The sequence below is a fragment of the Oceanobacillus alkalisoli genome, from assembly GCF_022213125.1.
Classification (GTDB): domain Bacteria; phylum Bacillota; class Bacilli; order Bacillales; family Amphibacillaceae; genus Oceanobacillus; species Oceanobacillus alkalisoli.
The window spans coordinates 98,193-118,599 of the sequence record NZ_JAKNRA010000001.1; the positions used below are offsets into that span (position 1 = coordinate 98,193).

A 20,407-nucleotide genomic window follows, 5' to 3' on the forward strand; every position below is an offset into this window, starting at 1 on the left:
ACATATCTAAATATGTCTTTTTTCCATTAAATGAATGCCAACTCCCATGAATATAACTCCCATTAAAATGAGTATGCTGACCGGCATAAGAATCTCTTCAAATGGAAGATTATATAACACAAGATTGTTTAGTGCTTCCATCCCATATGTGAGTGGATTAATTTTTGACAGAGCAAGTAATATGTCTGATTGAACAACTTCAAGTGGCCAGAATGCGCCGGCAATCATTGCCATACTAACGGATATAATTGGCAAAACTGCATTGAACTGCTGAATGTTTTTCACAAGTGCTGTGACGAATATACCAAGCGAGACGATTGTAAATGTGTAAGCGAGCATGATGAGCAAGATTCCTGCGAGCTCCCCGTAAAAATCAACCCCAACAAAATAATGAAACACGGAAAAAATAATGATAATTTGCAGATATCCCTCAAAGAAGCTGTACACTAAATTGGCGAGATAGATTTCCCATTTTTTCAATGGGGACAAAATCATCCGATCCCAAATACCTTCTTTTTTCTCAGTAAGAATCGGCAGCACATTATAGCCAATCGTATAAATGACAAAAAATAAAGTAAAACCAAATATCGCATGCAGTCCCTGGTCAAATTGATAGGAGTCTGCATTTCGGAAATTATCATTCGTAATCTCGAATAAAGGTTGATCCATCGCTTCATGATAAGCAGTTAAAAATGCTTTCTCTTCAGCCGCTGTCTCACCTTGGAATAATTCCAGAACTTGACTTTCCCGAATTTTTTCCATATAGATATCAGCAATCGTCTGTTCTATCAACTGGACATTCGGTGTTTCCACTCGGATGAACATTTCATAACCGGCTTCCTCCATGATAATTCCTGCTTCAGCTTCACCGAGACGGACAATTTCTTTCATATCCGCTTCTTCCTGCCATTTGAAATGGTAAACTTCATTTCCCTCAAGTGCCTTGCCAATGCTGCCCGTCCGCACTTCTTCTGCACCAGCGACAGGGACTGTAATTTTCTCTCCATTTCCGCCTGTATATCCAATAATTAATGTAAAACCAATCGACATGACGGTAAATAATAGGAAAACCCATGGATTACGAATAAACGTAGTAAATTTTGCTAGGAGAATCCCCCTCATGATGCAGCCCCCCTTTTCGGATAGCTGATGACTCCAATGATAATCGCTCCAATAGCAAAGCATGCAATAAATATAAGATGGTCTGCATTGTCAGTGATCGATTCTCCGCGGAGAATGCTAAGATAAGCAGACATCGCCGCTCCGTTCGGTGTGTAATCGCCCAGTTTTCCCAAGAAAGATCCGGTACCGGACGGAAAGAAACTACCACCAAGAAAGGCAAATATCGTGACGACAACACCGGAGAAAAAGCTAATAATCTGTTCTGAATTACTCCGAAAACTGATTGCCGTTAAGAGTACAGCCAATCCGCCAACTGCGAGTGTAAAGAAAAATGTGATGACAAGAAAAGCTGTCAAATCGGGCCAAGTAACATCAAATGCGAAATAAGCGAAAATGAATACAAGTATCGCTTGAATCCATGCAAAAATCAAAGCAGTAAGCAAAATCCCAATAAAATAAACCCATCTAGAGAAATCAGCAATAATCATCCGGTTAAAAATATGTGATTGTCTCTCTCGAAACGCATATTGTGCAATCGTTGTTGCCATAAATAATACATTCATGACAATCATTCCAATCGTATAATATGCTTTCGCCGACAAGGGTTCATGGGGACTGACAGAAGAAACTTCTTGCGTGATTTCGGCTCCATTTTGTTGTAATTGTTGTGGGTCGATTCCGTTATTGCCAAGAAATGTTCCAAGCGTAAATTCTTCTTGGTACATCGCTACAATTTGTTCAACGATATTACCGGCAATTTCCGAACCTGCTTTGTAATGAATGATTGCTTCCGGATTCATTTTCTCATCCAGCAAAATGTTCTCTAATAAATCAGCTGAAAAGTTTTCTGGAAACTCGAGAATCGCCGCATAGGAATCATCTGCCTTTATCGCATCCATTTCCCGAGCGTGAGCTTCTTCCACGATGATCATATCATTCAGTTCCTCACTCCGAAGCACTTCTTTAAACATTTCGACCGGAGCGAGAGAATCTGTTACCGCGGCAAACGCTGCGATGATTTCATCTGGTAAGTCACCATTTTCTAGTTCCGTTAAAAAATTTTCTACTTGAATTTCTTCATCTTCATGCTCGATAATTGCAAGTTTAAACGTAAGATCAATCTCTCCGCCATCGATGAGATTTCCTAAAGCATTTCCTAGAATTGTAATTAGGATAATCGGCATACCAATCAATAATACGATTTCTACTGGATTACGCAGGAACTGGAGATATTGTTTTTTTATCATTTGGAAAATCATGTCCCTACCTCCTAGTCCCTTAAGGCTCTGCCCGTTAAATGCAGAAATACATCTTCGAGCGTCACCTGTTTTACATCAACAGCCCGTAACTGGACGCTTGTTTCTTCGGCAAGATGGGCTAATTTCGAGAATATGGCTACATCCTTCGAAACAACGAGCACAATCTCATTGCCCTCCACTTTCATTTGATGAATTTGCGGTTTTTCCTGTAGTTTCGTGATAAATGATTCATTCCAATAATCTGCTTTTAGGTAAATCGTATTTTCCGAAGCAAGAATTTGCTTAATCTCATCTTTCGTCCCAGAAGCAATCAGATTACCCTTATCCATAATGTAAATCCGATCACATAAATATTCGACTTCCTCCATATAGTGACTCGTGTAAAGTACTGTCATCTGTCGTTCCTTGTTTAATCTTTTCACCGTTTGCAAAATATAGTTCCGGGATTGCGGATCAATACCGACAGTCGGTTCGTCCATGATGAGAATCTCTGGATCATGCAGCATCGCAACCCCGATGTTTAGACGTCTTTTCATCCCTCCGGAAAAAGTTTTGACTACATCTTTTCGCCGGTCAGCAAGACCGATTTGTTCAAGAACTTCACTAATTTTATTCTTCAATTTTTCCCCTTTTAACCGGTAAATCCTTCCAAAGAACTTCATATTTTCTTCTGCTGACAAATCTTCATAGAGCGCAATTTCCTGTGGAACAATTCCGATGATTTGCCGTAAGCTTTTCGGGTTTTTAATCATGCTTTTATTCCTAAATTTAACATCCCCGCTCGTCGGTTCAAGCAGCGAGGAAAGAATAGAGATTGCGGTTGATTTTCCAGCTCCATTTGGACCTAGCAACCCGACAATTTCTCCCTTTTCGATATACATATTCATGTTTTTAACAGCTTTCGTCTGTTTATACTTCTTCGTTATATCAATCAGTTCAAGCATAGATGCACCTCCTGTTATCAGTGTAAGATGAATAGAGTAGAATTGAAACTACCCGGAGTCACTTTATCACCATGACCTCCGTCACTTTTTTTAATTTATAACTCAACTTTCGCAGTCTGAAATAGTGGATCGCTTTCATTCAGCGTAAGTGTGCCTAACCCGGAAACTTTCTACTGGAGAACCGCAGTCCAGACACCTCCCGCACCTGCTGAGCGGCCGGCAAGCCTCCTCGCGCTATCGCGCTGCGGGGTCTCGCCAGGCCTATCCTCCCGCAGGAGTCTCGAGGTGTCTGGACTGCTACCATGAAAAACCTAATTTGGAACGCTATTTAGTATTTCAAAGATATAATTTTATCGTGACATGGCACTGGAATAAATGCTATTAATAATAATCATCCCTACCAGTTCAGTTACCCGGGGGACGGTGACTCCTGCGGGAACAGCACGAGCCTGGAGACCCCTTAGTGCTCAGCCCGAGGGAGCTCTAGCAGTGCCTAAGGATGCGCATCCGTCCACCGGGCAACTGAACGGTGATTAGAACTCTAGTCTAGAGAATGAGCAAATCACTTACGCTGAATGAAAGCGACGGGCACTTGATAAGAATGGTTTGCTTTCCTATTTTAGGTGTGAAAGTTGAATTATCATAATGGAAAAACAAAAAACATCACTTTCTACCATCGAAAGTGATGTTTTACCGTTAGTTTTCTTCACTATATTTTGGTGCCACGAACAAGGCAATACCAAACAGAACGAGCTGACTGATTAAGAGCATGATTCCGCCTTGCATCTGCTCTTCCGTTGGGTTGAATGGTAGAAGAGCCGCAGCAAACTCTGGCGGCACTTCCCTTATATTGGGCATACAGACAGCAAGGGATTGCATGAACAGCTCAACATCTGTATAAACAAGATAGAGGCTCTCTTTGTTTAGAAGCAATATCAGACTATACGGCACAAAGAAAAGAATCGTGAGGATCGTAAAGGTGCGTTTTTTCTTCGCGTTTAAAAATTTGGATGATATGATCGGCATCCATAAGAGAATTCCTGCAATCAGCAACGCAAGCATAAAAAAATAATTAATATATAAATCCAACCGCGCGAAATTAAATACACTTGCAATATGATAGCTATAAAAAAGAATGAAGAAGATTAGGAATCCAACAACTGGTTTCGTTAAAAATTCGAAAACTTTATCCAGTATTTTAATTCTCCGTGCTCGTTCAAATATCTCCGTTTTAAACCCGATAATAATTAAGGGCGGTGCAACAAGCAATAATAATACGAGCTGTAAAATATGATAGCTGAACTTAATCCTTGCAATTACGTTAATCGGGCTGCCGAGTGCTGCAAATACAGCTAGCATACCAAGTACGAATGTGACCTGCTTCCAAATCGGATACTTTTTATCCTGAGGCAGAAGTAAAAAATAAATAATAAAAATAAAGCCGATATAAATAAGTATTCCGCCATTCCAAAGGGTGGAGTAATGAAATTCATCCAGTATAATCTCCAGCATAGATTCACCTTCCCTTGTGAATTTATGCATTTAGTATAGCGTACTTTTCTAAAACCTTACGCATGAACTTCTAACAAACTCATGACAACTCGTTATGAAATATCATGCTTCACCGCATAGATAGCAAGCTGTGTACGATCACGTAAACCTATCTTTTGCAGAATCGTCGTAATATAATTTTTCACTGTACCGACGGATAAATAAAGTTCAGCTGCTATTTCCTTATTTGTCTTACCTTCGCCAACAAGCTTTGTAATGAGCAGTTCCCTTTCTGTAAGTTCGACTTCAATCTCTGGCTTTTCTGTCCGTTCAAGCAACCTGGGCAATACTTTTGCCGCTACTTCATCATGCAGGGTCAATCCGCCTTTCATCGCACTGTAAACAGCTTCAATCAATTTCTCCGGAGCTGCCGTTTTTAATAGAAATGCACTTGCACCTTCTTTTAGTGCCTCGTAAGCATACGCTTCATCATTAAACGTCGTGAGCATAAGAATCTTTATGTCGGGGAATTCATTGCGGATGATTCGGGTTGCCTCAATCCCATTCATCACCGGCATCCGGATATCCATCATAACAAGATCGATTGCATTCTTGCGGACAATATCAATCGCTTCTTTTCCATTGGTTGCCTCTTCGGTAACGTTTATTCGCTCGTCCTGCTCTAAAATCATCTTTAACCCCTGCCGGACAATTCTTTGGTCCTCCACTAATAATACCCGCCACTTCATTTGCTCTCTCCTTTCGCTAGCTTACCAGATACGATAAAATGGTCATCCGTTTGATACACCTTAAGGCTCCCATTTATCTCTTCCACCCGTTCTTGCATATTTTTCAGGCCAAACCCAATCGTAAAACGTTTTCTCTCTTGGATCGGATTGGAGATTTCAAATAATATATCACCGGTTGCAGTTCTGCTCAACGCGATATGAGCATTTTTCTTATCACTATGGCGCATAATGTTTGTCAGGGCCTCCTGAATAACTCGGTAGAGCACGACACTCATTTCATTTGTAATCGGAATGGATAACACACCTTGATTCAGCGTGAATTGAACAAGTAAATGACTTTCTGCCTCCAGCTTGCGAATCAAGTGGATAACCGTCGCGATCCCTTCGCTTTCCTCCGTTTGTAATGCTTTCACTGCTAAACGGGTATCTTCCAGACTTTCTTTCGCCATCTGTTTCAATTCATCATATGTAGGATCTTTTTGCTGAATCGATAACATTTCAAGACTCATGATCAATGCAGTCAAGCGGTGCCCGACCGAGTCATGAAGATCCCTTGCAATCCTCGTTCTTTCCTCTAACCTCGCATTATTCTCTGCTGTAAGATGGAGACGTTTCATTGTCCGGTACTCACCGAGCAATTCCTCATAAATTTCCCGTTGCTCTCCCCTTTCCACATTCATCTGGTTGACAGTAAAGCTTAGAATACCAATGAAGATATAAAGCACGATTCGCTCCATCGTCAAGTCATCTGGCAAAACTAGTAAGAATAGAAGCATACTTGCTTGAATAAAGAGGATGATCAGGTTCTTTTTTTCCAGACGAAAAGCTGCATCCAACACAATGTATAAGAGCAACAATGCAGTTACTATCCCTTCCTCGGTGAAAAAGTATCCATGAACCGTAAGAATAATGAACTGAGCAGTATATTTCCAGATAAGAAAACGAGGAATCGTTAGCAAAAAATAAATCCCGAGCGTAACAGCAAAGGCAAAAATTGAAACTGCCTGAAATGTACTGTTAAAGCTGATTTCATACAGCCATAATAAGCTAAAGCTCATGATTCGAATCCAAAATATCTTCATCGTCTCACACCATTTAAGGAAATATGTTTATTTTTCAATCGTAATCGTCCAATTCACCCCAGAACGAATATGGTAGGCATCTGCAAAGGAACCCTGATTAATCGCTACTCCTAGATTATCAATAGAATTCACAAATAACAATGGTTCACCAAGGCGTCTGTCTGCGAATGACCGATCAAAGGTAATTAAATTTTTATATACTTTCGTTCTGTTATGTTCAATCGTCACTTCAACTGCATCACCGTAATCGATGCCTGCTTGTTTAAAAAATTCACGGTTAATATTTGTCCATAGATTCCCAAACCTGCTATCGAGTATGTCAATATTTCCGTGAATGACACCGTCTAAGTATGTCACTTGGGGAATTTCGAGCTGCACCACATCATTAAGTGAAAGTTCCGGGCCGACTTCTTCAAAACGAATGACACCGGCCGCGAGTCTTGCTCCGGTAAAGGCATATACATCACGACCATGGAATGTATAGGATTCACCAGAACGAGGCAGACGATTGACGTTTTCATCAATAACCCGAGCCGCAACTATACCTGTACTTTTTGCAAGGTGAGTTAGAGTTCCATTATTCGGTGTCACGATATAATGCCCGTCGGCCGTTTTTGCAACAATGCTTAGGCGTTCCGTTCCTACCCCGGGGTCGACAACGGAAATGAACACGGTCTCTTCTGGCCAGTATGCAACCGTCTGGTATAAACGATACGATGCTTCCCAAATATTATATTGCGGGATTTCATGCGTCAGGTTGGATATTCTGAGCGTTGGATCAACAGAAAAAGCAACCCCGTTCATTGCGCTCACTGCCCCGTCATGCAATCCGAAGTCTGTTTGTAATACGATATGTCTTTTCAAAAGAATCGCCCCTTTATCATCTTTTATTTCAGATATAAAAAAACCCATGTCAATATCACAATTGATAAGGACGTGGGTTTATGTTCGTGGTACCACCTTATTTCGCTAGATGTTCACACAGCTAGCCTCATGAAGTACAATGTATATACTTTAGTTTTGGTAACGAGTTGCCAACTCGGCACAGCCTACTAGATTACGTTCAGCCTGCAGCTCGGAGGCCATTGTTCGTGACATCAATTTTGCTTCTTTTCACCAGCCGAAGCTCTCTATTCAAAAATTGACTATCCTACTTTTCCCTCTTCTTCGCTATTGTTTGCTTTTTCGAATTACTGTTATTATATGCAAAAGACAGAAACAATGCAAGAAAATGAAAGACATGACGAATTTACGAATAAAGTGTCATGTCCCTTCCTCTTTTTTCCGTTTTAATTTTTGAATCTGTTCCTGTATTTTTTTATATTTCAATTTAACATCTGGTGATTGGACAAGGTAGATAACTAGACGAACGGTTAGAAATAAGAGCCAGCTAATAAGATGAATATGAGTAACAAGCGTAGCCCAAGCCCACATATTTCCAGCCCCTACCTGTTCCATCAAATACGTATATGCACCGGTTTCCGTTTCCCGCTGCGCAACCACAAGCAGCGCAAGAAGAGGTGCAAGCAATGCAAATATAAGGGATAATACCGCTGGTATGCGGTACTGGTTTCGTACCCAAAAGACGATTCCTGTACTGAGTGCAAGCACAATAAAAATGATGTAAAAAGTTAAAAAACCACCCATAATCCCACTCCCAACATCTGTAAAACGGCTCTCTATTTCTATAATTCGATTATAGGTGGTGAAATCTGTTCTGTCCATGGTTAGGAATGAGCATTTTTTACAATGAAAAGGCTGACCTCCATAAGGAAATCAGCCTTTTATAATATGTAGGTACAGCCACAATTGCCGTATTTCTGAAATAAAAAGTTTTAAACCACCACTTTATTCAAGTGGGTGTTTGCAGAAGCCTTCCTGTCTTCCGTTCGGTGACGGCACGACATTCCAACCTCGATATAAAACTCCCTATTCAACATTTAGAGGTTAAAACTTAATTCCATACGAACATTGCAGCTTGTAATCATATTCTATACCTTCTATTGAAAAAATGCAATGGTAAAAGCTTACTTTTCCTAATTTAGATGTCTAAATCCAATAATATCAAGGTTTCTGACAACTCCCATGGCTAAAACCATGGGGTTCTTTGGGTTAGTGGAGACTCGCCACCAACAGCACACTTCTTAGGGCGACCTTATCAATCTTTCGGTTCGAGGTTGCCATCCTTACCCTGTTGCGCTTTTCCAAAGAAGTTCGTGGGGCTAGAACGTCTCGTTCGGTGCTACTCCGACTGGCCAATTAAGACCGTTCGTACACTTGCGACACCCACTCAATTATTAGAGTCGGCGACGTTGTCATTCCGACTAGTCTGTTTTAAGCGATATACCAACGCATTTGCTTGTTGCCGTGTTGCTTTAATCTTGCGACTTCTTGATGATGAAGAGCGACGAAGTTATGCCATCCACGGTTACACAAATCGATGTCTATGGCATCTAAAGTATCGATGGTGTTCCCAATGAGGAAAGCACTATACAGATCACGTTGGATACGTTCACCTAGAATAATCTCATTCCAACGTTCGCTTAGATCTTGCTTGTGATAGGTGCCGGTTCCATGATGGAACTGGCTTGCTTTGACTTCGACCGTATTAATTTTCTTGATTTCTCTTCCTTGATAATTTAGTTTTCGGTCAATTACCCCCATCAACATAGCAGGCGCTCGGTTGGCTATGACCCTACCGTAGCGCTTTTTCTTGTTGATTCTTCCATTCTTCTTGTTCCGTGTAGTTTTCTTGGCTCGTTTTTGAAGCCCTTGCATGCTGATCGTTTCTACACGAATATCTGAACCTAATGAGAGAACATGGTTAGCGAGGGTTTCATGCGACTGTTTTCGTTTCACCGCAAACTTTCAATGCAGATCTTTGCGTCTCGTCTTTAGTCGAAGATAGCGTTTCGAGAAGTGCCAGGCTAGCTTCACGCCACGCTTGAGGGTGCCGTCTTTGTTGTAGTTGTTTGGATTGGTTGCTCGTTTGCTTCTGTCCATTGCTCGTTCAATCTTGCGAAGCTTCTTGTTATCTGCCACACATTCGGGCGCTAATTCATGCAGCTCCACGTTTTTCTCACTAGAAATAGCGAGCGTACTTGTCCCGACATCCAGTCCGACACGTTTTGTTTCGTCACCAGAAACGATACGGTTTTTCTTCCATGACTTATCTGGCGGAAAACCTTCTTGTACAAGTTGAGCAAAATAGCGAACCTCCCCGCGAATTTCCCTAGTGATTACACGTACATATTTGGTTCGATTATTTAATGCAACCTGTGCATAATAGTCGTTGCGCTTGATTATAAGCGGTACCCTAATGGAACCTTTCTTTGGCTGAGAAACAGGATTTACCTTGGAAACTCGTGTCTGTTTCCCCCAGATGATAGAACCATCTTCGTAGCGCAACCCAGTTATATTTGATTTGTTTTCAATGGAGAAATCATCCGACCAGCGTTTAAAGTTTACCTTTTTCGCCTGGCGGTATTGGACTTTTCGGATTGCTTGGAAAGCTCTCGTCGCTTTTTGTGCTTCAAACGAGCCGATGTTCTTGGCAAATTTCGCTTGCATGGGTGCGACAAAGGCATGAAGTTGATATTCTGAATATCCGTAGCTTTGTTCCATCGCATGGATTTCATCGGTCAGTCGTTTATATTCACGCATGATTTCTTTTTCTTCCGCTGTCCGTTCATTTGTCTACTTCGCTTTAGCGGAGTGGTACTTGGCTGATGGCTTGTTTTGTTTTTACGGTCATTCGATAGGTCTTATCCGCAAGAACGGCGCGCAAACGTTTTTGAGCTTCCCCAAGGCAAGCATTATAGATATTTTTCCCGATACGCATTTTCTTGTCTAAAACCTTTCGATCATAAACAGTTGTTTTCATTTCTAGTTCTAGCACATAGCTTGGAGTCGCGTCTCTTCTTGCCATTGGGTATACTCCTTTCTAACATTTTTTTCTACTTTCGGTTGTCTTGGCTCTACGAAAATCGTTCATGTTCATAATTACACTATACCGAACATGGATTCGCGATATTTGTATGCTAATTCGACAATAAAAAGAACGAGAAACTAAAAAGTTCGGCTTACGACACCCCACAAGGGAGTGCCCCACTCCGAACTCACTATCATCCTCCCCTTAAAGGAGTGAGCCTTCTCGTTCGTAAGTTCTGTAATGATTCCGATCAAAAGCAGTCAAAAATCGCTCTGAATTCCGATACATGCCCATTCTCCTGGACTTTTAATACTTGAATTATGACAGACCAAAAATGGGACAGCAACTTTACTGTCCCATTTAAGCCATATAAATAACGAAGGCGATAATCGAGAGAACCGTAGCAATGACATATATCCAAGACATGATTGGCACATTACTGGTCCAGGAAGATTTTTCATATTCCAAGGATCGCTGCATTTCGTCTTCTATCGTCTGACCACTTTCTTTATATGCTTTTTGCTTTTTTTCTTCTTCTTTCAAAACACGGTACGTAAGAATGGTTGCAATAACACAGACGATTGTAATTAATCCAATTGTAAAAGCATTAAATTCAAACATCGCTTCTCCCTCCTTAATCAAGGTCCATTATGACCTGGTCTCCCCCATTCAATGAATAGCTTGCTTTTAATTCCGCATTTAACGAATAAGAAACAGCACAATATTTATTTAGCGATAATTCGATTGCCCGGTACAATTTATCCTCTGGAATTTCGCCAATTACGGTGTAATGCAAATAAATATCCCTATAACGGCGCGGATGACTTTGTGCTCTGTCCCCTTTGGCTTCGACATGGAAGTCTGTTGGGACAAGCCTCATTTTTTCCAAAATCGCAATAATATCAATTCCAGTGCAACCAATCACCGTTCCAAGTAGCATTTCCATAGGAGCAGGTCCACGACCTTCCCCGCCAAACTCTGGTAATCCATCTGTAATCAGTTGATGCCCAGAAGGGGTTACCCCAGTAAAAGCCCGTTTCCCTTCCCATTTCATCTTTAATTCCACAAGAAGTCCTCCTCTTTTCAGTTGAAAATCCATCAGATCATTGAATTTCATAAGGAATTTCCTGCTTCTATTACATCATAAATGAATGGAAAATACTACACCTTCCCTCTGTTCCTTTTTTTAGTAACATATTTTTATTAAAGACCCAAGTTTAATCCATATAGATTAGCTTTATCTATTATAATTACTATTTCCATATTTGTAACCATCCATTTCAAAATATCCTGCCCCATCCAAATTGCATATAATCTCTCATCTTTTTCTCAGTCAATCACGCTATGAAGAGCTTCAGCAACTCATCATAAGCTAAGATAACCGTACTCCGGTTCGCCCCCAACTGTTCAGACAATTTCCGTTCTGAAGGTAACTTGCTACCAGGCGGAAATTCACCGTATGAAATTTTGTTTTCTAGTTTCTCTACCATTTGTAAATATAATGGCTATTTACTTTTGCGATCAAGTTTCCACATAATTGTTGCCTTCTTTCTCTGTGAAAAAATCTTTATTAACAATTATTTAATCATTTGGCTTGTTATTAGCACTCCACTTCTTTGTCAGAGGAATGACTTTTTCTATGCTTAATATTGGTAGACAATACTCACCAAGCGTATAATGAATTGATAAGAGGTGATTCGTGATGTGTTTAATCCATTTTCATTTAGGAAAACATCCTAATTATAAATTAATTGTCGCGGCAAACCGGGATGAATTTTACCGAAGACCAACAGAAAGAGCCCATTATTGGCCAGACGCCCCATTTCTTCTTGCAGGAAGGGATATGCTTCAGCAGGGTACATGGCTAGGAATTACGAAAGAGGGCCGATTCGCTGCATTAACGAACATTCGGGACCTGACTCTTGAGTCAGAAGATAAGAAATCGCGCGGACACATTGTCCGTGACTTTTTATCCTCTACGGACTCTCCTATTTACTTTCTTGAAAGGATTCGTAACGAACGAACTGCTTATGCCGGATTTAATATTCTTGTCGGTGATGCGTTTGGACTTTTTCATTATAATAACGTAGATGATATCATTATGGAAGTTCCAGCTGGAACACATAGTTTGAGTAACGCAACATTAAACACGCCATGGCCGAAAGTTGTTCAAGGAAAGGATAAATTAGAAACTTATCTTGACCATAACAATCGAGTAAACACGGATAACTTGTTCCACATTCTTGAAAATACAGAAGAAGCTCCTGATTCAAAATTGCCAAATACGGGAATAGAATTTGAACTTGAGCGGAAATTATCTGCCTCTTTTATTAAAACACCGGATTATGGTACCCGCTCGGCAACTGTTGTAGTGATTGACAAAAATCATAATGTCGTCTTCAAAGAAAGAACTTATACAAATGGAGAACTAACATCGGAAGAGAAATTCACCTTTAGATTGCCGATTTCAGCGAAATAAACTTATGATAATAATTACTGTTGCTTTTGTACACAATAAAGGTGAAGGCGTGCGGTTAGGGACGCACAAACTGTGCCTCCCAGGATGGAAGGTAGTTCGATGTCGCCCCATACGTGAGCGAACTTAATCGAACTTCCACTCTCTCTTTGAAATAAAGGAAACACAGCGACCAGCAGAAGCTGATGTTGACTTTCACCGCAAGGATATAAGGACGACTAAGCCTCACAAAGACCGATCGGCAAGTCTTCTTTATCGAGTGAAGGAGTATGAAGTTTGATCGGTCCTGCACGCTGGAACTGGACACTGGACACAATAAAGTAACGGGTTTTTTGAAAAATTGTCATAAGTAGATCGGTCTTTCATGTCGTTTATAAGCTACAATAGAAAGACGAAAATAGTTTTTACTATTGCTTTAGTAAAAACTGTTTTTCCTTATGTTCAACATTACACGAACCGACAGAGAAATGGAGGAAAAACATATGTTTCATGATCCTGTTTTCGCAAGTAGGATGCTCACTCTACTCACACTATCGTTTCATATTATTTATGCGACTATAGGTGTAGGGGTACCACTGTTTATTATGATTGCACAGTGGTTGGGAATTAAAAAGAATGATGATCACTACATTTTAATGGCTAGACGCTGGGCAAGAGGTTATATTATCACCGTTGCTGTAGGAGTAGTCACCGGAACCATTATCAGTCTCCAACTTGCCCTGTTATGGCCGAACTTTATGGAATTAGCTGGTAACATCATTGCTTTACCCTTATTTATGGAAGTTTTCGCATTTTTCTTCGAGGCTATTTTCCTTGGTATTTATTTATATACCGGAAACCGATTTAAAAATAAGAAGACTCATTTTTTCCTATTGATACCAGTTGTAATCGGTGCTGGGATGTCAGCTTTTTTCATTACAACAGTGAACGGCTTTATGAATGCGCCGCAAGGATTTGATATTGTAAATGGAACACTTGTTAACGCAAACCCGGTTCTTGCCATGTTTAACCTGGCATCACCTACAAAGATTGCTCATGTGCTTGCTGCATCTTATATGACGGCAGCCTTTCTATTAGCAACCATTGCAGCATTTAAACTGCTGAAAGGCTCAAAACATACGTATCACAAAAAAGCATTGCATATGACGATGAAAATTGGATTAATTTTCGCCGTTACCGTAGCAATAGTTGGTGACTTCTCTGGTAAATATCTGGCAGAATACCAACCTGAAAAGCTTGCGGCCGCTGAATGGCACTTTGAAACGGAAGAAGGTGCGCCGCTCCTTCTATACGGAATACTGGATGAAAATCAAGAACCGAAATATGCAATTAAACTTCCATATGTGTTAAGTATTCTCGCTTTCGGAAATCCTTCATCTGAGGTAATTGGTCTGAACGAATTTCCAGCAGAGGAACAACCACCACTTGAAGTGCATTATTACTTCGACATTATGATTACGATCGGTATGGTGATGATTGCGCTATCCTTCATTTATTGGCTTGGAACACGAATGAAATATACATTTATTGAATCCAACTGGTTCCGCTGGCTCATCGTTTTAGGCGGTCCGCTATCCATGTTAGCTATTGAATCTGGTTGGTGGCTCGCAGAATTCGGTCGTCAACCGTGGATCATGCGTGGAATCATGACAGTCAGCGAGGCTGCTACCACAAGTGATTATGTTGGTTTAATGTTTGTCCTTTTTGCTATTCTTTACCTCATCTTAGGAATTGGAACGGTTGTTATTCTGCGTAAAATGTTCGCAAATAATCCGATAGAAAAAGAATTAGCGAAAGTTCAATCTACACAAGGTGGTGAGCAGTCATGAGTTTAGAAATATTAGGGATTTCCGTACTGTGGACCTTCTTATTCGGATATGTCATCCTCGCTTCGATTGACTTTGGTGCTGGATTTTTCAACGCGTATAGTATTTTGACTGGTAAAGAGAAAATCCTTTCAAAGGTTATTCAGCGTTACCTATCACCCGTATGGTCCGTAACAAACGTGTTCTTTGTATTTTTCTATATTGGGATTGTTGGATTTTTCCCAAAAACGGCAACTTACTTTGGAACAGTTTTGCTTATTCCAGGGAGCATTGCTTTAGTCTTAATGGCAATCAGAGGTTCTTACTATGCCTTTGAGTCTTACCGAGCGGGTCATAAAGGGTATGCCACGATGTACGGTATTGCGGGGCTTCTCATTCCTCCGGCTCTATCGGTTGTGCTTGCGATTGCTCAAGGTGGATTTGTCTCCATTGAAGATGGAACGCCAAAGCTTGACTATTTCGGGTTATTCACAAGTCCATTATCATGGTCCATCGTCGTCCTTGCCATTGTTGCTGTATTATACATTTCCGCAGTATTCCTGACGTGGTATGCAGATAAAGCGCAAGATGCTGACGCAAGAGACTTAATGCGGAAATACGCCTTAATTTGGGCTATCCCGCTGATCGTAGCTGCTTCAGGAATTATTATTGAACTCCGCTACCATAATTATATGTTATTCGAAAACTTGATGAATCTATGGTGGATGTTTGCTGTTTCCTTTGTGTTATGGGCTTTGACAACGTGGATTATTTGGAAGAGGAGAAACTATACAGCTGCATTGTGGCTGTTGGTCGGACAATTTGCCTTTGCATTCTTTGCATATGGTATTGCCCATTATCCATACTTGCTCTATCCACACTTGACAATTCATGAAGGTTTTACGAACCAAGCGATGGCTATTTCACTTGTTGTTGTATTCGTGCTCGGGCTCGCCTTATTGATCCCGTCCATCTATCTATTATTAAAACTGTTCCTGTTTGATGAAGAATATATCCAAGGTAAGAAGGAGTGAACGAAATGTTTAATGATTTTTTAATGTTTGTTGCTCCGGGATTAGCGATTATCATAGCCATCATACTTGCTTTTGTCGTAGCTGAAAAAGATGATGCATTTAGAGACGATAAAAAATAAAAAACGTGATTGCTCCTCGGGGCAATCACGTTTTTTATTATCATTCAAATATTAAAACGCTATCGATGACCAAATAAAATAGCTTTAGCCAGAGGCTTAGTCGCACTTATACCCTTGTGCTGAAAGTCAACATCAACTCACTCTCGTCGCCTGAGTTTCCTTTATCTCCCTTCCGGTAAAAAGGAGATTCGATTAAGTTCGCCCCTTCCTGGGGAAACATCGAACTACCTCCCGTCCTGGGAGGTACAGTTTGTACGTTGCTGCGACTACTGGATGTGCTAGTACAGGCGTTGCGAAACGAATCGCGAACCTAGCCTGTAAGGGCGCTTACGCCTTTGATCTTACCCATGAAAAACACTCTGTTCGATTTGTTTTAGTTCGTAAAAATACCCTTTTTGTTTCATTAATTGTTCGTAGCTGCCGACTTCAACGATTTGTCCTTCTTCCATGACGATGATCTGATCCATTTTTTCCAACCCGTTCAATCGGTGGCTGACAAGGATAAGAGTGTCATCTTTAGCTAACTCGAATAGTTCCCGGTAGATGCGAGTACTTGTGACGGAATCCATTGATGACGTAGGTTCGTCGAGTAACCAGAGATATGAGTTTTTAAGCATAGCACGGGCAATCGCCAGTCGCTGCTTTTCACCACCTGAAAGATTTGCACCTTTTTCAAGGACTTCATCATCCAGATTGAAATGACTTAATTCCACTTTTGCTAGTATTTCAACAAAACAACCATCTGTTGCGTGATCAGTCGCGATTTTTAAATTATCTCTAATTGTTCCATAGAAGAAATGGTTTTCTTGCAGAACAACATTTGCATACTTCCAAATACTTTCCTCATTCAGCTTTCTTATTTCTTCGCCGTTTATAAGAATATCCCCCTGAACCGAAGTGCCAAAGTTTAATACTAAACGAAGCAGGGTTGATTTTCCAGATCCGCTCGGTCCAACAATTGCTGTCCTGGAACCTGCCGGAAAATGTAAATCAATTTGAGTCAGAGTCTTTCTTTCTTCTTCTGAATACGTAAATGACACACTCTGAAACTTGATTTCAGGTGAAGAATCCAAGCGCAAATCTTCCTTTTCCTGCACTTCAGTCGGCTCATTTCCCACAACTGCTGATAGTCTTGATGCAGCTCTTCTGCTATCTTCCAAATGACTTGGGAAAATCGCCATCGATGTCGTATCTTCAAATACAGTAAGAGAAATCATTAACAACATCGCCAGGAAAATTCCATTCAATGTTCCTTCCGTAATCAAGTAGGCACCTATTCCCAGTACAGCGACTGAAACTGCGAGCGATACGAACGTATTTAATGATTCGCTATAAAGGTGATGGATTCTCGCTTTTTCCTGTTCACGTACATAGCTTTCAGCCATTTGGTTGAGCGTTTCTTCCTTTTCATCCATCCGCTGATAAATCTTTAAATCACGGAAACCGTAGAAGAGTTCTGTCACTTCTGTTGATAATTTCCCACGCTTTTCTCGTAAACCTTCATCTACCCGGCGTTGTCTTACTGCGAAAAATGCTGGCACAAGTACTGTTGTCAGTAGAAAACCTACAAAAATAACGATGGCATGCGCAATTGAAAAATATGCCGTGAAAGATATCGTACATAAGAATACGAGAAATAACACAATTGGCGGATAGAAAACCCGCAAGAAGAAGTTCTGCAGCGTCTCAACATCTCCTACAATTCGCGCGAGCAAGTCCCCGCTCCGGAACTTTTGAAAGATCTGCGGAGCGAGCGGCTCTAACCTTTCATAAAATGACACCCGTAAGTTACTGAGCATCGTAAACGTCCCTCGGTGGGAATAATAACGTTCCCCGTAACGACCGATTGCAGAGATAATTCCAAATAGCTTTACCGTACCAACAAGCACCATTAATGTATAGATTGGCGGGGCTAAAGCTGCTTGCGAAATCAAATATCCACTCGCCGAAAATAAACCAACAGCGGTAATCCCTCCAATAAACCCACAAATAATGGAAAGGATAATGTCTTTCTTTTCTTTAAAAAGTAAGCGAATCACGGTTGTTAAATCCTTCATCTCTGCTCACCTCCTTGCTCAGCTGAAACCATGGAACGGTAATCTGAATTTGTTTTTAACAAAGCTTCATGAGTACCTACTGTCACTACCCTTCCCGAATCAAGTAAGATAATTTTATCCGCATGCTTAATCGTGTGCAGTCGATGAGCTACTGTAATAATTGTTGCATGCTTTGCCAACTCTTTGATTGACTGCTGCAATATCCGCTCGGTTCGTAGGTCGAGCCCAACAGTCGGTTCATCAAAAAGAATGATGGAAGGCTGTTTTAAGAAAGCACGTGCTAGAGCGACCCGCTGTTTCTCTCCGCCAGAAAGTCCGCGTCCAGCTTCACCTATAGGAGTGTCATACCCTTTTTCAAGAGAAGCTATCAGTTCGGCAATTCCCGCTTTTTCTCCTGCAGCTTCTATTTCTTCTCTAGTCGCTCCCGTTCTGCCGCCAATGGCAATATTCTCTGCAACCGTTCCTGAGAATAAATAGGGGTGCTGAGAAATATAACTTAGTTCATTAAACCAGGAGGATTCATCATACTCAGAGCGAACTCTTCCATTCACGAGAATTTCTCCACCTGTATTCGCAACGAGACCAGCAATTACATGTAATAAGGTTGATTTCCCTGAACCGGTTTTGCCAATTATCGCGACCTGTTCATAAGGGGAAATGTCTACCGAAATATGATCTAGCCTAAACCCTTCTTCTTCATAATAGAAGCTGGCATCATGCAGTGCTATGGCAGGTGGCTTTCTTGCTTCAAGCGGATAACTTCCCCATTCTACTGGAAGATCTGGCAAGTCGAGTTCTTTCTGCAATTTATTAAACGCACCACTGCTCCCCCGGCCTGTATGGAATGCATTTCCAAGTTCTTTTAGTTTATTATAAAATTCCGGTGCAAGGATCAGCATTAGAAAACCGGTGAAAAAGGTAATGTTTTGAAAGATAATCAAGCGGATTGCAACTTCCAGCGCAATCAGTCCCATACTGAGCATGGAAATAAATTCAAGTGCGAACGAGTTTGCGAAAGCTGTTTTTAGAACGACCATTGTCGCATCTCGGAAGTTTAAACTGCTTTCTTCTATTTCCGCTTTTTGTTTTTTTGAGCGGCCATACAATTTAAGTGTCGTCAATCCTTGCAATGTGTCAAGAAACTTCCCTGAAAATGCTGCCATTTTATCGAGTTGTTCTTCCGACTTATCTTTCGTACTAAATCCAATGATTACCATAAAGATTGGGATAAATGGTGCCGTGATCACAATGATAATTCCAGTAGTGAAATGCTCGGTGAAAATAGTAATAAGCAACATAATTGGGATGATGAGGGACTGGATAACCTGCGGAATGTAACTGCTGTAGTAGTCATCTATCTCATCTACCGTATCCATTATGACACTTACCTTTTCACCGGATCTTCCATACATTGCGGTTTGCATATTCGTTTTGGAATATTTACGAAGCAGCTGACTTCTCAGTCCACTTTTCACCAATGCAGCGAGACGTACTCCGATTTTTCCATTGCCATAGTTAAATAATGTCCGCCCGAGTAATGCTGCGAGCAATAATGCAAGATATGGTAAAAGGTCAGCAAAAGCTGTTCCTTGTAGAAATGCTTCATTCACGATATACACAAGCAAATAGGCTTGTGCGATAATACTGGATCCGCTGAGCAGTGAAAATATAACCATCAGTATTAGCTTGCCTTTATGTTCTTGTGCAAGTTCTTTCCAACTATGCATATCCTATTCCTCCTTTTACTAAGAAGTGAAGTCTTTCACATAAGTATAACCGATTCATCACTTCCCAGTAAAACACAAGGGCTTTCGTTAACAAAGCTGTCGAAATTACAAAAACAACAACGTCATTTCTCCCCCCATATCAATCGGCCACTTTTAAAGTAAGTACATAGAAATCTATTTAATCAAAAGTTTTCAAACCCGATTGAATGCTCGTTTTCATATAGCGTAAGTGATTTGACCCGTTCACTCATTCAGAGCTCCAATCGCCGTTCAGTTGCCCGGGGGACGGATGCGCATCCTTAGGCACGGCCTCAGCCTCCTCGGAAGAAGGACACTTCCTGCGGGGTCTTCGGACACGTGCTTTTCCCGCAGGAGTCACCGTCCCCCGGGCAACTGAACTGGTTAGATGATTCTCTAAATAGAAATTGCTTCTAGACAATGGGGATTAAACTCCTGGAATATTAAACAGTGGTCTATATTCGGTCTTTCCTGGTAGCAGTCCAGACACTTCGAGATTCCTGCGGGAGGCCGGCTAAAAACGGTCACGTCCTGTGATCAACACCGGCATTAGAACTTCCTGTTCGGAGGTAAGCCTGGCGAGACCCCGTAGC

The 20,407-nt window shown here is 41.1% G+C and carries 19 protein-coding genes, 1 other RNA gene, 1 pseudogene and 1 other annotated feature; of the genes and pseudogenes, 4 read left to right on the top strand and 17 right to left on the bottom strand.

The annotated features are described in order from the left end of the window. Nucleotides 1–6: 6 nt before the first annotated feature. The 15 genes and pseudogenes from L3V42_RS00460 to L3V42_RS00530 all read right to left on the bottom strand — a co-directional run. Nucleotides 7–1,122 (bottom strand): ABC transporter permease, encoded by a 1,116-nt coding sequence (locus L3V42_RS00460; protein WP_238470984.1) that lies wholly within the window; start codon nucleotides 1,120–1,122, stop codon nucleotides 7–9. Beyond that, entirely contained in the window at nucleotides 1,119–2,381 is a 1,263-nt protein-coding gene (locus L3V42_RS00465; RefSeq protein WP_238470985.1) for an ABC transporter permease, read from the bottom strand. The genes L3V42_RS00460 and L3V42_RS00465 overlap by 4 nt, the downstream gene beginning before the upstream one ends. 11 nt (nucleotides 2,382–2,392) lie before the next feature. Further along, nucleotides 2,393–3,325 (bottom strand): ABC transporter ATP-binding protein, encoded by a 933-nt coding sequence (locus tag L3V42_RS00470; protein ID WP_235761127.1) that lies wholly within the window; start codon nucleotides 3,323–3,325, stop codon nucleotides 2,393–2,395. Between the two features lie 696 nt (nucleotides 3,326–4,021). Then, complete coding sequence (locus L3V42_RS00475) at nucleotides 4,022–4,837, bottom strand: cytochrome c oxidase assembly protein (RefSeq protein ID WP_238470986.1); 816 nt, start codon at nucleotides 4,835–4,837, stop codon at nucleotides 4,022–4,024. 92 nt (nucleotides 4,838–4,929) lie between these two features. Further along, complete coding sequence (locus L3V42_RS00480; RefSeq protein ID WP_235761125.1) at nucleotides 4,930–5,565, bottom strand: response regulator transcription factor; 636 nt, start codon at nucleotides 5,563–5,565, stop codon at nucleotides 4,930–4,932. Then, nucleotides 5,562–6,647 carry a sensor histidine kinase gene (locus L3V42_RS00485; RefSeq protein WP_235761124.1) on the bottom strand — a complete coding sequence of 362 codons (1,086 nt, stop codon included), beginning with the start codon at nucleotides 6,645–6,647 and terminating at the stop codon, nucleotides 5,562–5,564. Before L3V42_RS00485 ends, L3V42_RS00480 begins: the two co-directional genes overlap by 4 nt. Before the next feature lie 27 nt (nucleotides 6,648–6,674). After that, nucleotides 6,675–7,511, bottom strand: coding sequence for an SAM hydrolase/SAM-dependent halogenase family protein (locus L3V42_RS00490; protein WP_235761123.1), 837 nt, complete (start codon nucleotides 7,509–7,511; stop codon nucleotides 6,675–6,677). 63 nt (nucleotides 7,512–7,574) lie between these two features. Further along, nucleotides 7,575–7,824: a binding site (T-box leader), on the bottom strand. 86 nt (nucleotides 7,825–7,910) lie between these two features. Beyond that, nucleotides 7,911–8,294, bottom strand: a complete 384-nt coding sequence (locus L3V42_RS00495) for a hypothetical protein (protein WP_235761122.1) — start codon at nucleotides 8,292–8,294, stop codon at nucleotides 7,911–7,913. Nucleotides 8,295–8,443: 149 nt separating this feature from the next. Next, a non-coding RNA gene (gene ssrS / locus L3V42_RS00500) (6S RNA) lies at nucleotides 8,444–8,630 on the bottom strand. Between the two features lie 351 nt (nucleotides 8,631–8,981). Continuing rightward, complete coding sequence (locus L3V42_RS00505; RefSeq protein WP_238470987.1) at nucleotides 8,982–9,506, bottom strand: hypothetical protein; 525 nt, start codon at nucleotides 9,504–9,506, stop codon at nucleotides 8,982–8,984. Nucleotides 9,507–9,515: 9 nt separating this feature from the next. Continuing rightward, on the bottom strand, nucleotides 9,516–10,310 hold the full coding sequence (locus L3V42_RS00510) for a hypothetical protein (RefSeq protein WP_238470988.1): 795 nt from the start codon (nucleotides 10,308–10,310) through the stop codon (nucleotides 9,516–9,518). Between the two features lie 43 nt (nucleotides 10,311–10,353). Continuing rightward, a complete protein-coding gene (locus L3V42_RS00515) occupies nucleotides 10,354–10,575 on the bottom strand; it encodes a hypothetical protein (RefSeq protein WP_235761119.1) in 222 nt (73 codons plus the stop codon). 363 nt (nucleotides 10,576–10,938) lie between these two features. Further along, entirely contained in the window at nucleotides 10,939–11,199 is a 261-nt protein-coding gene (locus tag L3V42_RS00520; RefSeq protein WP_235761118.1) for a hypothetical protein, read from the bottom strand. 13 nt (nucleotides 11,200–11,212) lie between these two features. Next, nucleotides 11,213–11,695 carry an OsmC family protein gene (locus L3V42_RS00525; protein WP_235761117.1) on the bottom strand — a complete coding sequence of 161 codons (483 nt, stop codon included), beginning with the start codon at nucleotides 11,693–11,695 and terminating at the stop codon, nucleotides 11,213–11,215. A gap of 226 nt (nucleotides 11,696–11,921) precedes the next feature. Next, nucleotides 11,922–12,068 (bottom strand): annotated as a pseudogene (locus tag L3V42_RS00530) (GntR family transcriptional regulator); the annotation flags it as partial. A gap of 212 nt (nucleotides 12,069–12,280) precedes the next feature. Here L3V42_RS00530 and L3V42_RS00535 point away from each other — a divergent pair. The 4 genes from L3V42_RS00535 (at nucleotide 12,281) to cydS (ending at nucleotide 16,012) form a co-directional block, all read left to right on the top strand. Continuing rightward, complete coding sequence (locus L3V42_RS00535; RefSeq protein ID WP_238471435.1) at nucleotides 12,281–13,057, top strand: NRDE family protein; 777 nt, start codon at nucleotides 12,281–12,283, stop codon at nucleotides 13,055–13,057. 479 nt (nucleotides 13,058–13,536) lie between these two features. Next, nucleotides 13,537–14,883 (top strand): cytochrome ubiquinol oxidase subunit I, encoded by a 1,347-nt coding sequence (locus L3V42_RS00540; RefSeq protein WP_238470989.1) that lies wholly within the window; start codon nucleotides 13,537–13,539, stop codon nucleotides 14,881–14,883. After that, nucleotides 14,880–15,893, top strand: a complete 1,014-nt coding sequence (locus tag L3V42_RS00545; protein WP_235761115.1) for a cytochrome d ubiquinol oxidase subunit II — start codon at nucleotides 14,880–14,882, stop codon at nucleotides 15,891–15,893. Before L3V42_RS00540 ends, L3V42_RS00545 begins: the two co-directional genes overlap by 4 nt. Before the next feature lie 5 nt (nucleotides 15,894–15,898). Further along, complete coding sequence (gene cydS, locus L3V42_RS18635) at nucleotides 15,899–16,012, top strand: cytochrome bd oxidase small subunit CydS family protein (protein ID WP_438822739.1); 114 nt, start codon at nucleotides 15,899–15,901, stop codon at nucleotides 16,010–16,012. 341 nt (nucleotides 16,013–16,353) lie between these two features. Here cydS and cydC read toward each other — a convergent pair whose 3' ends face one another. Both cydC and cydD read right to left on the bottom strand, forming a co-directional pair. Continuing rightward, the gene (cydC, locus tag L3V42_RS00550; RefSeq protein WP_235761114.1) at nucleotides 16,354–18,069 is read right to left on the bottom strand and encodes a thiol reductant ABC exporter subunit CydC; all 1,716 of its coding nucleotides are present in this window, start codon (nucleotides 18,067–18,069) and stop codon (nucleotides 16,354–16,356) included. Next, on the bottom strand, nucleotides 18,066–19,796 hold the full coding sequence (gene cydD / locus L3V42_RS00555) for a thiol reductant ABC exporter subunit CydD (RefSeq protein WP_235761113.1): 1,731 nt from the start codon (nucleotides 19,794–19,796) through the stop codon (nucleotides 18,066–18,068). The genes cydC and cydD overlap by 4 nt, the downstream gene beginning before the upstream one ends. Between the last annotated feature and the right edge of the window lie 611 nt (nucleotides 19,797–20,407).